The 13,458-nt window shown below is 67.3% G+C and carries 16 protein-coding genes; 6 read left to right on the forward strand and 10 right to left on the reverse strand.

The window, feature by feature from the left end:
- Positions 1 to 199: 199 nt before the first annotated feature.
- The 3 genes from AC5O77_RS10450 to purE all read right to left on the reverse strand — a co-directional run bounded on the left by AC5O77_RS10450 (position 200) and on the right by purE (position 2,302).
- On the reverse strand, positions 200 to 541 hold the full coding sequence (locus AC5O77_RS10450; RefSeq protein WP_478057099.1) for a carboxymuconolactone decarboxylase family protein: 342 nt from the start codon (positions 539 to 541) through the stop codon (positions 200 to 202).
- Between the two features lie 112 nt (positions 542 to 653).
- Positions 654 to 1,802, reverse strand: a complete 1,149-nt coding sequence (locus AC5O77_RS10455; RefSeq protein WP_032128885.1) for a 5-(carboxyamino)imidazole ribonucleotide synthase — start codon at positions 1,800 to 1,802, stop codon at positions 654 to 656.
- On the reverse strand, positions 1,799 to 2,302 hold the full coding sequence (gene purE / locus AC5O77_RS10460; RefSeq protein WP_005412808.1) for a 5-(carboxyamino)imidazole ribonucleotide mutase: 504 nt from the start codon (positions 2,300 to 2,302) through the stop codon (positions 1,799 to 1,801). Before purE ends, AC5O77_RS10455 begins: the two co-directional genes overlap by 4 nt.
- A 58-nt stretch (positions 2,303 to 2,360) precedes the next feature.
- On the opposite strand from purE, the gene AC5O77_RS10465 reads away from it, so the two are divergent.
- From AC5O77_RS10465 to AC5O77_RS10480, 4 genes are all read left to right on the forward strand, one after another.
- Entirely contained in the window at positions 2,361 to 2,630 is a 270-nt protein-coding gene (locus AC5O77_RS10465; protein ID WP_032128883.1) for a Trm112 family protein, read from the forward strand.
- The gene (nadC, locus tag AC5O77_RS10470) at positions 2,627 to 3,478 is read left to right on the forward strand and encodes a carboxylating nicotinate-nucleotide diphosphorylase (protein WP_478057100.1); all 852 of its coding nucleotides are present in this window, start codon (positions 2,627 to 2,629) and stop codon (positions 3,476 to 3,478) included. The genes AC5O77_RS10465 and nadC overlap by 4 nt, the downstream gene beginning before the upstream one ends.
- Before the next feature lie 75 nt (positions 3,479 to 3,553).
- Positions 3,554 to 4,555, forward strand: coding sequence for a DUF2272 domain-containing protein (locus tag AC5O77_RS10475; protein WP_478057101.1), 1,002 nt, complete (start codon positions 3,554 to 3,556; stop codon positions 4,553 to 4,555).
- A gap of 67 nt (positions 4,556 to 4,622) precedes the next feature.
- Positions 4,623 to 4,973, forward strand: coding sequence for a DUF3301 domain-containing protein (locus tag AC5O77_RS10480; RefSeq protein WP_049423257.1), 351 nt, complete (start codon positions 4,623 to 4,625; stop codon positions 4,971 to 4,973).
- 85 nt (positions 4,974 to 5,058) lie between these two features.
- On the opposite strand, the gene AC5O77_RS10485 is transcribed toward AC5O77_RS10480, so the two are convergent.
- The 7 genes from AC5O77_RS10485 to AC5O77_RS10515 all read right to left on the reverse strand — a co-directional run bounded on the left by AC5O77_RS10485 (position 5,059) and on the right by AC5O77_RS10515 (position 11,129).
- The gene (locus AC5O77_RS10485; protein ID WP_019659028.1) at positions 5,059 to 5,511 is read right to left on the reverse strand and encodes a ClpXP protease specificity-enhancing factor; all 453 of its coding nucleotides are present in this window, start codon (positions 5,509 to 5,511) and stop codon (positions 5,059 to 5,061) included.
- 84 nt (positions 5,512 to 5,595) lie between these two features.
- Positions 5,596 to 6,231 (reverse strand): glutathione S-transferase N-terminal domain-containing protein, encoded by a 636-nt coding sequence (locus tag AC5O77_RS10490; RefSeq protein WP_032128879.1) that lies wholly within the window; start codon positions 6,229 to 6,231, stop codon positions 5,596 to 5,598.
- Positions 6,232 to 6,365: 134 nt separating this feature from the next.
- The gene (locus tag AC5O77_RS10495) at positions 6,366 to 7,115 is read right to left on the reverse strand and encodes a cytochrome c1 (RefSeq protein ID WP_032128878.1); all 750 of its coding nucleotides are present in this window, start codon (positions 7,113 to 7,115) and stop codon (positions 6,366 to 6,368) included.
- On the reverse strand, positions 7,108 to 8,367 hold the full coding sequence (locus tag AC5O77_RS10500; protein ID WP_032128877.1) for a cytochrome b: 1,260 nt from the start codon (positions 8,365 to 8,367) through the stop codon (positions 7,108 to 7,110). The genes AC5O77_RS10495 and AC5O77_RS10500 overlap by 8 nt, the downstream gene beginning before the upstream one ends.
- Complete coding sequence (petA, locus tag AC5O77_RS10505) at positions 8,367 to 8,987, reverse strand: ubiquinol-cytochrome c reductase iron-sulfur subunit (RefSeq protein ID WP_010486121.1); 621 nt, start codon at positions 8,985 to 8,987, stop codon at positions 8,367 to 8,369. Before petA ends, AC5O77_RS10500 begins: the two co-directional genes overlap by 1 nt.
- A 200-nt stretch (positions 8,988 to 9,187) precedes the next feature.
- Positions 9,188 to 10,114, reverse strand: a complete 927-nt coding sequence (locus AC5O77_RS10510; RefSeq protein WP_478057102.1) for a lytic transglycosylase domain-containing protein — start codon at positions 10,112 to 10,114, stop codon at positions 9,188 to 9,190.
- A gap of 46 nt (positions 10,115 to 10,160) precedes the next feature.
- Positions 10,161 to 11,129 (reverse strand): helix-turn-helix transcriptional regulator, encoded by a 969-nt coding sequence (locus tag AC5O77_RS10515; RefSeq protein ID WP_478057103.1) that lies wholly within the window; start codon positions 11,127 to 11,129, stop codon positions 10,161 to 10,163.
- An 80-nt stretch (positions 11,130 to 11,209) separates the two neighbouring features.
- Between AC5O77_RS10515 and AC5O77_RS10520 the strand changes: the two genes are divergently transcribed.
- A complete protein-coding gene (locus tag AC5O77_RS10520) occupies positions 11,210 to 11,830 on the forward strand; it encodes a glutathione S-transferase family protein (RefSeq protein ID WP_049414878.1) in 621 nt (206 codons plus the stop codon).
- A gap of 202 nt (positions 11,831 to 12,032) precedes the next feature.
- Complete coding sequence (gene miaB, locus AC5O77_RS10525) at positions 12,033 to 13,451, forward strand: tRNA (N6-isopentenyl adenosine(37)-C2)-methylthiotransferase MiaB (RefSeq protein WP_478057104.1); 1,419 nt, start codon at positions 12,033 to 12,035, stop codon at positions 13,449 to 13,451.
- The last annotated feature ends 7 nt before the right edge of the window (positions 13,452 to 13,458 follow it).

Below are 13,458 nucleotides of genomic sequence, written 5' to 3' on the forward strand. Positions count from 1 at the left end.
ACCTCCACCCATATGGGTCGCGCGCGATTTGTGGAGGGTTTCTGGCTGATGTTCACCTGGCAATGCGCCGTCCGCCTGCTGCGCTGGGGGGGGGGGGGCCCGGGGGTTGGGCCGGCCGGGGGCGGGAATCCCCATCGGTGTACAGAGATGGCTAATCTGCCGGCCAGCGGCCGGCACTACCGGGAAACAGAACAGAGCTTCACGCGCTCTCGTGCGCGGCCACCGCGTCCATCACCCGTGCCGAGTACACCAGCGCGGCGCCTGCATTGAGCGACACTGCCACGCCCAGCGCCTCGGCGATTTCCTCGCGGCTGGCGCCGTGCTTCAGCGCTGCATCCACATGCACGGTGATGCAGCCGTCGCAGCGGGTGGTCACTGCCACGGCCAGCGCGATCAGCTCGCGGGTCTTGGCATCCAGGTGGTTGGTCTGCGCGCCGGCATTGGCCAGTGTGGCATAGCCCTTGACCGTATCCGGCGAGAGCTTGCCGATCTCGCCGATGCGGCCCTTCAGTTCCTTGCGGTAGGTATTCCAGTCGAGCATGGTCGTGACTCCTGTGAAAGGAGCTCCACGCTACCACCGGGAATGTTGCGCCGATGCCTGCACCGGCGCGCCACATCGTTGCATTGCCGGCCAGCGGCCGGCACTACCGGGTTCAGCGGTTGCGCAGCGCGTGTACCGCCGGCGCCACCTGGGCCTGGCGACCCAGCTCCAGACCCACCTGGTCCAGTGCATCGGCCAGTGCATCAGCAGCATCATCGCGCAGCGTGGCATGACCGACCTTGCGGCCCTCACGCGGCTCCTTGCCGTAGTCGTGCCAGTGGCCGCTGGCCTGGGCCAGCACCGGCGCCGGGTCCGGCATCGCGCCCAGCCAGTTCAGCATGCAGGCATGGCCGAGCATGCGGGTGCTGCCCAGCGGCAGGCCCAGCACGGCGCGCAGGTGATTCTCGAACTGCGAGGTCTCGCTGCCTTCGATGGTCCAGTGGCCGGAGTTGTGCACGCGCGGCGCCATCTCGTTGGCCAACAGCTCGCCATCGCGGCAGAACAGCTCCAGCGCGAACACGCCGACATACTGCAGGTGCTCGGCGACGCGACGGGCATAGCCGATCGCGGCCTCGTGCTCGGCGGCCGACAACACGGCCGGCGCCACGCTGGCCGACAGCACGCCGTCGACGTGCCAGTTGCCGGTGACCGGCCAGGCCTCGAAGCTGCCATCGCGGCCACGCACGGCAACCACGCTGACCTCCCGCTGGAAGGCCACGAAGCCTTCCAGGATCAGACCAGTACGCTCGACCTGCGCACCCAGCGCATCCCATGCGGCATCGATGTCGGCCTCGCTGCGCAGGCGGAACTGACCCTTGCCGTCGTAACCGAGGCGGCGGGTCTTGAGGATGCACGGCAGACCGAACTCGGCAGCCTTCGCGGCCAACTCGTCACGGCTGCGGATATCAGCGAAGGCCGGCAGCGGAATGCCCAACTGCTGGAACAGGGTCTTCTCGCTCAACCGGTCCTGGGCCACGGCCAGTGCGGCCGGCGGCGGGTAGACCGGCACGCGGTCGGCCAGGAACTGCGCGCTGTCGGCCGGCACGTTCTCGAAATCGAACGTGACCACGTCGACCTTGGCCGCGAAATCCGCCAACGCCTGGCGGTCATCAAAGGCACCGACGGTGAGCGGTGCCAGCGGGCCGCTGCAGGCGTCGGCTGCGGGGTCGTACAGTTCGAAGCGCAATCCCAGCGGCGCACCGGCCAGTACCATCATGCGGGCGAGCTGGCCGCCACCCAGGATGCCTACGGTCAGGCTCATTGGCGCGGATCGTCGTGGGCCATCACGTCTTCGGTCTGGCGTGCGCGGAACGCGTCGAGCGCCTGGCCGATCGCCGGCTGGTCACTGGCCAGCATCGCGGCGGCGAACAGCGCGGCGTTGGAGGCGCCGGCATTGCCGATGGCGAAGGTGGCGACCGGGATGCCGGCTGGCATCTGCACGATCGACAGCAGCGAATCCATGCCGTTGAGGGCCTTGGACTGCACCGGCACGCCCAGCACCGGCACGGCGGTCTTGGCGGCGATCATGCCCGGCAGGTGCGCGGCCCCGCCGGCACCGGCGATGATCGCGCGCAGGCCACGCGGGCCCGCCTGCTCGGCGTAACTGAACAACACATCCGGCGTCCGATGCGCGGACACTACCTTCACTTCGAACGGAACACCCAGGGCTTCAAGCTTCTGGGCGGCGTGCTGCATGGTTTCCCAGTCGGAACGGGAACCCATGACGATGCCGACAAGCGGCGCGATCGGGTTGGGGGTCATTGGCCGTCACCTGCCTTAAAGACGTATTCTAGCCATCTTCCACGCAAGACGAAGAACCATGGATCGCAAGCTGCTCGACCTGCTGGTGTCACCGGACACCCGCCAGCCCCTGTCCCTGCTGGATGGCAAGGGCCTGGAAGCCCTCAACAAGGCCATTTCCACCGGCGCGGTGAACAAGGCCGATGGCAACCCGCTGGCGCAGCCGCTGCGCGAAGCGCTGGTCACCCGCGACCGCAAGCAGGTGTTCCGCGTTGACGACGGCATCCCGGTGCTGCTGGCCGAGGAAGCCATCCCGACCGCCCAGATCGCCGACTTCCCGGCCGCATGAGCGCGCTGCCGACGCCGGATGCGGCCGTTGTCGCCGCCGATGTCGCGCGTGCGCTGGCCGAGGACCTGGGTAGCGGCGACGTCACCGCCGCCCTGCTGCCCGACCAGGCCGACAGCGCCTACCTGCTGTGCAAGCAGGACGGGGTGATCGCCGGCCGCCCCTGGTTCGACGCCACCCACCGCGCACTCGATCCGGACGTGCGCATCGAATGGCATGTCTCCGAGGGCGACACGGTCACCGCCGGCACCGTACTGGCGCTGCTGCACGGGCGCAGCCGCAGCCTGGTGAGCGCCGAGCGCACTTCGCTGAACTTCCTGCAGACGCTGTCCGGCACCGCCACGACCACCGCGCGCTACGTGGCGGCCGTGGCCGGCACCGGCACGCGCATCCTCGACACCCGCAAGACCCTGCCCGGCCTGCGCCTGGCGCAGAAGTACGCGGTGCGCTGCGGCGGTGGAGAGAACCATCGTTTCGGCCTGTACGACACGGTGATGCTGAAGGAAAACCACATCCGCGCTGCCGGTTCGCTCGCCGCAGCCGTGGCTGCCGCGCGCCGGCAATGGCCCGCGCTGCCGCTGGTGGTCGAGGTGGAAGACCTGGCACAGCTGCGCCAGGCGCTGGAAGCCGGTTGCGAACGCATCCTGCTGGATGACTTCGGCCCCGACCTGCGCCGCGAGGCGGTGCGCATCACGGCGGGCCGCATTCCGCTGGAAGTGTCTGGCAGCGTGGGCCTGGGTGGCCTGCGTTCGATCGCCGAGGACGGCGTGGACTGCATCTCCATTGGCGGCCTGACCAAGCACGTGCAGGCGATTGATCTGTCGCTGAAGCTGGGCCCGCCGCCGGGCTGAGGCCTGACCCGGTTCTCACACCCGGCGTTCACGACAGCGCTGCGACGCTGCGGTCATCCCCCACAGGAGCCGCGCATGCGCCGGATGCTCTTGCCTGCCTGCCTGCTGCTGGCCGCAGCCCCCTTGTCCGCAGCGGCCGCCGAAGCCTGCGATGTGCCGCCCCGCTTCGGCCTGAGCCCGTTGGCGGTGGCCATCCGCGATACCGCCTGCAACGAGCACCGGCTGTGGTTCCGGCCCTTCATTGATCGCGATGGCCGCGCCGCCAGCCTCAGTGTCACCGAGGCCGAAAGCGATCACCTGGCCGACAACGGCCTGATCGCCTGGCAGCGCGTGGCCGGCTACTGGCGCAACAGCGGCACGCTCAACGCAATGGGCAGCATCGCCGGCGCCAGCAGCTGCCTGGCACCGCTGGGTACGCGCTACACCGACAGCGACTGCCGCGCCTTCCTGGTCGACAACCCGTGGTCAGCCGCGTTCATTTCCTGGGTGATGGTGCAGTCCGGCGTTCCTGGCTTCAACACCTCGCCACGCCACATCGACTACATCCGTGCCGCGTACCAGGGCGGCCCCTCGGGCGTGCCGTACCGGTTGGTCGATCCCGCGACCGCAAAGCCCGCACCGGGCGACCTGCTGTGCTTCCTGCGCGACCGCAGCACCACGCTCAGCTACAGCGGGCTGGTGCAGGCACTGGGCAATGGCTCGGTGGGCCACTGGAAATCACATTGCGAAGTGGTGGTAGCGGCCAATCTTGGCGGCGACCAGACCCTGTACCTGGTCGGTGGCAACGTGATGAACACCGTGGCGATGCGGCTGCTGCAGCTGGACCGCACCGGGCTGATCAAGCTGCCGCCCGCGCGCGAACGCAACAGCACCGGCATCGACCCCAGCTGCACGCCGGGCCGCGAGGACGAATGCAGCTTCAACCGGCAGGACTGGGCAGCGCTGCTGCAGTTGACCGCCACATCACCGCTGGTGATGCCCTCTCCCACTGCGACGCCGATGCAGCCCGCCCCGACACCGCAACCGGTCATCGTGCCCGCGCAACCGGTATCCAGCGAACCGCAGCCGCGGCGGTGAATCCAGCGCTTGATCCAGCGCACGTTCGCCGCCATCTTTGCGGAATCGACCTCTGACGGCTGACGCCATGCCCACCCTGCTGCTGTTGCTGATTGCCGGCGGAATCATCTACTTCTTCTGGAACGCTGCGCGTTCGGCCGCCGAGCGCGCGGTCGAGCTGGGTCGCAATGCCTGCCGCGCAGCCGACGTGCAATGGCTGGACCAGGCGGTGCATGCCACCGGCCTGCGCCTGTCGCGCGGCGAGGATGGCCGGCTCGGTTTCGAGCGCACGTTCAAGTTCGAGTATTCCTACGATGGCATCGATCGCCACGTGGGCCGCATGGTGCTGCGCGGCGACCAGTTGATCTCGTTCACTGGCCCGGGCGCGGCGCGGATCAGCCAGATCCGGCCGGATGCGGAGGATGCCGAGGATGTCTAAGGGCTTTGAGTGCCGACCAACGGTCGGCACCCACCGGTAAATCCTGTAAAGGAAAACGCCGCCCATCGGGGCGGCGTCAGAGGGATTACTTGACCACGCGCAGGTTCGGGCGACCCTTGGGCGGCGGACTGGCCGGCGGGGTATCGTCCGGCGGCGTGCCTTCCTCGTGCAGCAGTTCGTCGCTGGTCGGCGCAGTTTCGCTGCCCGGAATGTCATCCGGCAGTGCCATGCCCTGCCCGGTCTCGCGGGCGTAGACGGCCAGCACGGCGCTGATCGGCACCTGCACCGGGTAGCTGGTGCCGGAGAAGCGCGCCGAGAAGCTCACCATCTCGTTGTCGATCATCAGCCGCACGACAGCGCGTTCGGCGATGTTGAGCACAACCCGGCCATCCTTGACCGCCGAAGGCGGGACCTGCACGCCGGGGACGCCGGCGTCGACCAGGATGTGCGGGGTCAGCTGGTTGTCGTTGATCCATTCCACCAGCGCCCGCAGCAGGTACGGGCGGTGGCTGGTCATGTGGAAGAAGTCTTCGGTCATGCGTGAAGTGTACGCGCCCGGCGCCCCGCCGGGGCGGATCGCCTGCACGCCGGTCGGCGTGCAGACGGGTAAAGCAAGACGGGATCAGCCCGGCAGATCGCGCAGCTTCTTTTCCTGGTCGGTCAGGCTGCGGACAAAACCCGGATGGCGGAAGATGCGGTTGCCGTAGTCTTCAATCGCCTTGCCGTCCTTCGGCAGCGGCACATCCAGCGACTGCAGGCGCCAGATGATCGGCGCCATCGCGCAGTCGGCCAGGCTCATTTCCGGGTTGAGGAAGAACTTGCTGGCCTTGAACAGCGGCAGCGAGGCCGTCAGCAGTTCTTTCAGGCGCTTGCGACCGGCCTCGGCCTGGGTCTTGTTGCCCAGCTGGATGGCCTGCACCTGCGGCACCCAGTCGTGCTCGATGCGCAGCATGGCCAACCGGATGCGGGCACGCGACAGCGGATCGACCGGCATCAGCGGCGGATGCGGATAGCGCTCATCGAGGTATTCGCTGACCACCGACGCGGCGTAAAGCACCAGTTCGCGTTCGACCAGGGTCGGCACCGAGTGGTACGGATTGAGGTCGATCAGGTCTTCAGGCGGGTTCTGTGGATCGACCGGAACGAAGTCGAAGGTCACACCCTTGGCCGCCAGGACCAGGCGTACACGGTGGCACAGTACGTCGTCGTTCGAGGAAAACAGCGTCAGTGTATTGCGCATGCGTACGCTCGCCGCCATCAAAGGCTCTCCCACGACAGGAGACCGCCTGCCGCATCGGCGCCGCCGGCACCGTGCCAGCGATCGACTCCTCCCCGAGTGTGCAACCGACCATCACAAAAGCCAATAGGCCCGTGCGATGGTCGGCGGCAGATTCAGTGAACGTCCTTCCAGTATTCCTTCTTCAGCAGGTACAGCAGGAAGGTCAGCAGGGCCAGGAACAGGATCACCCACACGCCCAGCTGCTGGCGCTTGAGCGCGGCCGGTTCACCGGCGTATTCGAGGAAGTTGGTGATGTCGCGCACGGCCTGGTCGTACTGTCCGGCATCGACGTTGCCTGGCGTTTCCAGGCGCAGGCCGGTCACCGGCGGGTCCATGCCCGGCGCCTCCGGTTTGCCATGCACGGCATGCTGCAGGCCCTGCATTTCCCACAGCGGGTTGGGCATGGACGCGTTGGCGAACAGCGCGTTGTTCCAGCCCAGCGGCCGGCTGCTGTCCAGGTAGAACGACTTGAGGTAGGTGTAGACCCAGTCACTGCCGCGCACGCGCGCGATCAGGCTGAGATCCGGCGGCATCTTGCCGAACCACTTCTCGGCGTTCTCCTTGGGCATCGCCACCGGGATCGGGTCGCCGATCGCCGAGCCGGTGAAGTTGAGGTTGTTCATCACCTCTTCCTCGGTCAGGCCCAGGTCCTGCGCCATCCGCGAATAGCGCAGGTACTTCAGCGCATGGCAGCCGGAGCAGTAGTTCATGTACAGCTGCGCGCCGCGCTGCAGCGAGGCGCGGTCACCGAGATCGTTGCCGGCCTGCAGCAGCTTGGTGCCGCCTTCGGCGGCGGAGGCCAGGAAACTGCCCAGCATCAGGGCGGCCGTCAGGGCCAGCCGGACCATCCAGCGTTCAGTCATGGGTGGTCACCCTCTCCGGTACCGGCTTGGTCCTGTCCAACCTTGTCCATAGCGGCATGGTGATGAAGAACGCGAAGTACAGGAAGGTCAGCACCCGCCCGATGTAGGTCTCGTGCACGTCGGTGCCTGGGCCGGAACCGATCACGCCCAGCCAGACGAAGCACACCGCCAGTACGCCCAGCATCACCTTCGAGATCCAGCCGCGGTAGCGCACCGATTTCACCTTCGCCTTGTCCAGCCACGGCACCAGGAACAGGATCGCGATGGCCGAGAACATCACGAGCACGCCGCCCAGCTTGTTCGGCACCACGCGCAACATCGCGTAGTACGGCGTGTAGTACCAGACCGGCTTGATGTGCTCCGGGGTCACCAGGCGGTTGGCCTCGGTGAAGTTGTCGTGCTCCAGGAACAGGCCGCCGAAACCGGGCGCGAAGAAGATGATGAAGGCGGCGATGATCAGCAGGAAGCCGGCGCCGACACCGTCCTTGAGCGTGTAGTACGGGTGGAACGGGATGCCGTCGGCCGGCGCGTTCGGCGACCAGCGGTTGCCCTTCGGCCCCTTCTTGATCTCCACGCCGTCTGGGTTGTTCGACCCCACTTCGTGCAGCGCGCCCAGATGCAGCACCACCAGCAGCAACAGCACCAGCGGCAATGCGATGACATGCAGCGCGAAGAAGCGGTTGAGCGTGGCGTCACTGGGCAGGTAGTCGCCCATGATCCATTCGGTCAGGCCGTTGCCGATCACCGGTATCGCGCCGAACAGCGAGATGATCACCTTGGCGCCCCAGAACGACATCTGGCCCCACGGCAGCACGTAGCCCATGAACGCTTCGGCCATCAGCACCAGGTAGATCAGCATGCCCAGGATCCACACCAGCTCGCGCGGCTTCTGGTAACTGCCGTACAGCAGGCCGCGGAACATGTGCAGGTAGACCACGATGAAGAACAGCGAGGCCCCGGTGGAGTGCATGTAGCGGATCAGCCAGCCCCACTCCACATCACGCATGATGTATTCGATGGAACCGAACGCCTCGGCGGCGTTGGTCTTGTAGTGCATCGTCAGGAAGATGCCGGTGACGATCTGGTTGACCAGCACCAGCAGCGCCAGCGAACCGAAGTAGTACCAGATGTTGAAGTTCTTCGGCGCGTAGTACTCGCTGACGTGCTTGCGGTACACCGGCATCAGGCCCGGTGCGCGGGCATTGACCCAGTCGGCCACGCCGCTGGCGGTACGGCTGAGGATATTGGCCATCAGGCAGCCCCCTGCGGATCGACACCGATGATGATGGTGTTGTCGTCCTGGTAGTGGTGCGCGGGCACCTTCAGGTTGATCGGCGCCGGCACGTCCTTGAAGACGCGGCCGGACATGTCGAAGCGCGACTTGTGGCAGGGGCAGAAGTAACCGCCCTTCCACTGCGGGTCGTAGGGTTCAGGCCGGATCTCGGCGACCATTTCCGGCGAGCAGCCCAGGTGCGTGCACAGGCCGACCAGCACGGAGATGTCCGGCTTGATCGAGCGCAGCTCGGGGTTCTGCTTCAGCACGTACTCCGGCTGCTGGTCCTTCTCGCCGGACTCGGGGTCCTTGAGACGGCCATCCAGCCCGTGCAGCGCATCGAGGATCGCCTTGGACCGTTTGACGATCCAGATCGGCTGGCCACGCCATTCCACGATCAGGCGTTGGCCTTCCTGCAGGGCGCTGATGTCGGCCACCACCGGTGCGCCGGCAAGCTTGGCGCGGGCACTGGGGTTCCAGGATTTGATGAAAGGAACTGCGGTGAATCCGACGCCGACGGCGCCCACCACGGCTGTGGTGGCAGAAAGAAAACGCCGACGTCCGGTGTTGACTGGATCGTGTACCCCATCGTTGGCCATCCGGCACTCCGATATTGATTAGGTAGCTTTAAGGCTGCCAGCGGATCCGGTGGGGGCCAGAGCCGCATTGAATCACGGTCGAGTGTAGCGGAACCGTCGCGCGCCACACAACGCATTGCAACAACATTGATTGCGGGGTTGCCGGCCAGCGGCCGGTCGGTACCGGCCATTGCCCAGGGGTTGCCGGCCAGCGGCCGGCACTACTGGTGCGTCAATGCGGTGCGGTAACGCTCGGCCAGCTGCCCGACCCGGCGCACGTAGTACTGGGTTTCGCTGTAGGGCGGCACGCCACCGTGGCGGTCGACCGCGCCTTCGCCGGCGTTGTAGCCGGCGGCAGCCAGGGTCAGATCGCCGTTGAAGCGCTTCAGTAACCACGCAAGATACTGCACGCCACCGCGGATGTTCTGCCCGGCATCGTAGGAATCACCGACCCCGAAGCGGGCGGCGGTGGGGGGCATCAGCTGCATCAGGCCCTGGGCGCCGGCGCGGCTGAGCGCGGTCGGGTTGTAGGCCGACTCGGCATGGATGATCGCGCGCACCACCGCCTCATCGACGCCGAACTCGCGTGCGGCCGAGGTGATCTCGCTCTGGAACGCGGTGGTGTTCAGGCGCACGGTGCCGAAGTCAACGCGTGGATTGACCCCGCACGCGTAGCAGCGCTCCATGAAGCTGTAGCGGATGGTCCGCACCGGGCCGAGGTTGGCGACCTGGGTCGGGCGCGCACTGGTGTAGTGGCGCACGCCGTCCTTCATGAAGGAATAGACCTGGCCGCTGACCATGCGTCCGGCGCGCGAGGCGACCGGCTGTGCCGGAGCAGCTGCGGGCGCGGATGCAGGCGCAGGCGCAACCGTTGCCGGCGTGGCGGCGCTGGCGGCAACGGCAACCGGGTTGCGTTCGATGCTGGCCACCGTGGTCGGCGCCGGCCTGGGCACGTCCACCACCGGGCGCGGTGCCGGACGGGTGTCGCGGCTGTAGCTGATGGTGCTGCAGCGCGCACCCGCCACCCGCTTGCTCACATAACTGGTGACGCCGTCAGGGCCCTGGCACTTGTACAGGGTTCCGGCGCTGGCCGGCGCAGCGGTCAGCGCAGCGATGATGATCGCCGTTGTCCCCAGTATCCCCTTCATGGCGGCGAGTGTCCCAGCTTCGCCGGGGCTTGCCAAGCGATGTGGCTCAGCCTGTGACCGGCGGCACAGCCAGCACCCGGCCGAGCCCGGCCAGGCGCTGGGCCAGTTCGTCGCGCAGGCCTGGCGGCGTGGTCCACAGCGCCACCGGCACGCGGTCCAGGCTCAGGATCTGCGCCAGCATCATGCCCCGGCTCTCAGCACCCATGCGCAGCAGGCAGTGCTCGGCGCCGTCCGCCTCCAGCACCCCGCACCAGGGCGGAATGCGGCCTTCCAGCTCGGCGCGACTGCCGGCCAGGCGGACGATGGCCTGCAGCGCGAACGGGGCCTGGCTGACCGCCTGCCGCACCATCACATCCGGCGGCGCCGGGGTGCGCCGGTGCATGCCCGGCTCGGAGCACTCACGCACCGCGCCCATCCGGTCCACGCGCAGGGTGCGCCAGTCCTGCCGGCCCAGATCCCAGGCCAGCAGGTACCAGCGCCGCCCGTAGTTGACCAGGTGCTGGGCCTCGACCTCGCGCTGGGTGACGGCGTCCTGTGCGCTGCGGTATTCGAAGGCCAGCCGTGACGCCTGCCGGCAGTACTGGGCCAGCCGCCCGAGCACGCGCGCATCGGTGGACGGAAGATCGGACAGGGTGGCCGTCGCTGCATGCACCTCGCCGGCCTGCTGGCGGCGACGGGTCGGCACCAGCGGATCGAGCTTGGACAGCAGGCCACGCGCGGTGTCGTCAATGCCGGCGACGGTGGCCGAGGCCGCGCGCAGGGCGATGGCCAGGGTGGTCGCCTCTTCCTCATCCAACAGCATGGGAAGTACGGGTGCCCCTGCCCCCAGCTGGTAGCCGCCGCCGACCCCGGATGAGGCCTGCACCGGATAGCCCAGTTCGCGCAGGCGCTCGATGTCACGGCGGATGCTGCGCCGGTCCACGCCCATGCGCTCGGCCAACTCGGCCCCGGACCACTGGCGACGGGCCTGCAGCAGGGCGATCAGGCGCAACAGTCGATGGGCGGTATGGCGCATGAAGGATCGAGGACAGAAGTCGTCCGCAATAGTGCCCCAGGATGAGCTCCAGTTCACCACCCACCGCAAGGAGCAATGCCATGACATCCCGCCAGATCACCCTGTACCACGCCGCCCGTTCACGCTCGAGCGGCGCCGTGGCCCTGCTCGAAGCGCTGGGTGCCGACTACCGCATGCAGGTGCTGGACCTGAAGGCCGGCGCCAACCTGGCCCCGGCCTACCTGGCCATCAACCCGATGGGCAAGGTACCGGCCATCGTCCACAACGGCGCACTGGTGACCGAGCAGGTGGCGATTTACCTGTACCTGGCCGACCTGTACCCGGAAGCCGGGCTGGCCCCGCCGATCGGCGACGCCCTGCGCGGCCCCTACCTGCGCTGGATGGCCTTCTACGGCGCCTGTTTCGAGCCGGCGATGATCGACAAGGCAATGCACCGCGAGCCGCCGCCGCGCCTGATGTCGCCCTACAACGACGCGGAGACCGTGCTGCAGGTGGTCGAGGCCCAGCTGGCGCAGGGGCCGTACCTGCTCGGCGAGACGATGAGCGCCGCCGACGTGCTGTGGGGCAATGCGCTGGCCTGGACCACCGCCTTCGGCCTGGTGCAGCCGGCGCCGGCCACGGCTGATTACATTGCACGGATGAGTGCGATGACCGCTTTCGACCGTTCGCGGCAGATCGATGCGGAGCTGGCAGCGGCCTGAGGCGTGTCGACGGGCGCGGCCGGGCGCTACCGGGGGGGCGGACCCGGAATTCCAGTAGATCCACGCCATGCGTGGATGACCCGCCCGCCGTGCCTGCGGGACGGAAAGCAGCCAGGCATGGCCTGGCTCTACTGGGCCGGCGCACGCGCTGGGATGCGGGTAGAATTGCCCGCTTTCCCGCCACCCGAATGGATTAAGCGCCATGACCGGGACGCCAGACGTCTTTCCGCCCGCCACGCCGGGCGGTACCCCGCTCGTTGCCCTGCCCGCCGGTCCGCGCAAGCCCGACCAGGTGAAAGGCAAGCTGTACATCAAGACCCACGGTTGCCAGATGAACGAGTACGACTCGGCCAAGATGGCTGACGTGCTTGCCGCCAGCGATGGGCTGGAACTGACCGACAGCCCGGACGACGCCGACGTCATCCTGGTCAATACCTGCTCCATCCGCGAGAAAGCGCAGGAGAAGGTATTCAGCCAGCTGGGCGTATGGAAGGGCCTGAAGAACAAGGGCCGCGAGGTCATCATCGGCGTGGGCGGCTGCGTTGCCTCGCAGGAAGGCGAAGCGATCATCAAGCGCGCCCCGTTCGTGGACCTGGTGTTCGGCCCGCAGACCCTGCATCGCCTGCCGGAACTGATCCGCGCACGCCGCGAGCAGAAGCGCCCGCAGGTGGACATCAGCTTCCCCGAGATCGAGAAGTTCGACCGCCTGCCCGAGCCACGCGCCGAAGGTGCTTCGGCCTTCGTCTCGATCATGGAAGGTTGTTCCAAGTACTGCTCGTTCTGCGTGGTGCCCTACACCCGTGGCACCGAAGTCAGCCGTCCGTTCGAGGACGTGGTGGTGGAAGTGGCGCAGCTGGCCGCGCAGGGCGTGCGCGAGATCAACCTGCTCGGCCAGAACGTCAACGCCTATCGCGGGCCGTATGGTGAGGGCGAATTTGCCGACCTCGGCCTGCTGATCCGCACCATCGCCGAGATCGATGGTGTCGGCCGCATCCGCTTCACCACCTCGCACCCGCTGGAGTTCAGCGATTCGCTGATCGATGCGTTCCGCGACGTGCCGCAGCTGGCCAACTTCCTGCACCTGCCGGTACAGGCAGGCAGCGACCGCGTGCTGTCGGCGATGAAGCGTGGCTACACCGCACTGGAATTCAAGTCGAAGATCCGCAGGCTGCGCGCGGTGCGCCCGGACATCTCGATCAGCTCGGACTTCATCGTCGGCTTCCCCGGCGAGACCGATGCCGATTTCGAGAAGACCATGAAGCTGATCGAGGACATCGGCTTCGACCACAGCTTCTCCTTCATCTATTCGCGTCGCCCGGGCACGCCGGCCGCGGATCTGGAGGACACGATCAGCGATGCCGAGAAGCACGCTCGCCTGTCGCGCCTGCAGGAACGCATCAATGCGCACGCTGCCGGCATTTCCGAAAAGATGGTCGGTACCGTGCAGACGGTGCTGGTGGAAGGTCCTTCGCGGAAGAACCCGAACGAACTGACCGGCAAGACCGAAAACATGCGTTCGGTGAATTTCCCGGCGCCGGCACGATTGATCGGCCAGTTCGTGGACGTGGTGATCACCGAAGCGCTGACCAATTCGCTGCGCGCGCGCGTGGTGGCGGAATAAGGTTAGG

The organism is Stenotrophomonas sp. INTA L402-1, assembly GCF_059295135.1.

What these genes read in the sequence shown, in the direction of transcription:
- AC5O77_RS10450 (WP_478057099.1), bottom strand. Translation starts at nt 541, where the DNA reads ATGCTCGACTGGAATACCTACCGCAAGGAACTGAAGGGCCGCATCGGC.
- AC5O77_RS10455 (WP_032128885.1), bottom strand. Translation starts at nt 1,802, where the DNA reads ATGAGCCTGACCGTAGGCATCCTGGGTGGCGGCCAGCTCGCCCGCATG.
- purE (WP_005412808.1), bottom strand. Translation starts at nt 2,302, where the DNA reads ATGACCCCCAACCCGATCGCGCCGCTTGTCGGCATCGTCATGGGTTCC.
- AC5O77_RS10465 (WP_032128883.1), top strand. Translation starts at nt 2,361, where the DNA reads ATGGATCGCAAGCTGCTCGACCTGCTGGTGTCACCGGACACCCGCCAG.
- nadC (WP_478057100.1), top strand. Translation starts at nt 2,627, where the DNA reads ATGAGCGCGCTGCCGACGCCGGATGCGGCCGTTGTCGCCGCCGATGTC.
- AC5O77_RS10475 (WP_478057101.1), top strand. Translation starts at nt 3,554, where the DNA reads ATGCGCCGGATGCTCTTGCCTGCCTGCCTGCTGCTGGCCGCAGCCCCC.
- AC5O77_RS10480 (WP_049423257.1), top strand. Translation starts at nt 4,623, where the DNA reads ATGCCCACCCTGCTGCTGTTGCTGATTGCCGGCGGAATCATCTACTTC.
- AC5O77_RS10485 (WP_019659028.1), bottom strand. Translation starts at nt 5,511, where the DNA reads ATGACCGAAGACTTCTTCCACATGACCAGCCACCGCCCGTACCTGCTG.
- AC5O77_RS10490 (WP_032128879.1), bottom strand. Translation starts at nt 6,231, where the DNA reads ATGGCGGCGAGCGTACGCATGCGCAATACACTGACGCTGTTTTCCTCG.
- AC5O77_RS10495 (WP_032128878.1), bottom strand. Translation starts at nt 7,115, where the DNA reads ATGACTGAACGCTGGATGGTCCGGCTGGCCCTGACGGCCGCCCTGATG.
- AC5O77_RS10500 (WP_032128877.1), bottom strand. Translation starts at nt 8,367, where the DNA reads ATGGCCAATATCCTCAGCCGTACCGCCAGCGGCGTGGCCGACTGGGTC.
- petA (WP_010486121.1), bottom strand. Translation starts at nt 8,987, where the DNA reads ATGGCCAACGATGGGGTACACGATCCAGTCAACACCGGACGTCGGCGT.
- AC5O77_RS10510 (WP_478057102.1), bottom strand. Translation starts at nt 10,114, where the DNA reads ATGAAGGGGATACTGGGGACAACGGCGATCATCATCGCTGCGCTGACC.
- AC5O77_RS10515 (WP_478057103.1), bottom strand. Translation starts at nt 11,129, where the DNA reads ATGCGCCATACCGCCCATCGACTGTTGCGCCTGATCGCCCTGCTGCAG.
- AC5O77_RS10520 (WP_049414878.1), top strand. Translation starts at nt 11,210, where the DNA reads ATGACATCCCGCCAGATCACCCTGTACCACGCCGCCCGTTCACGCTCG.
- miaB (WP_478057104.1), top strand. Translation starts at nt 12,033, where the DNA reads ATGACCGGGACGCCAGACGTCTTTCCGCCCGCCACGCCGGGCGGTACC.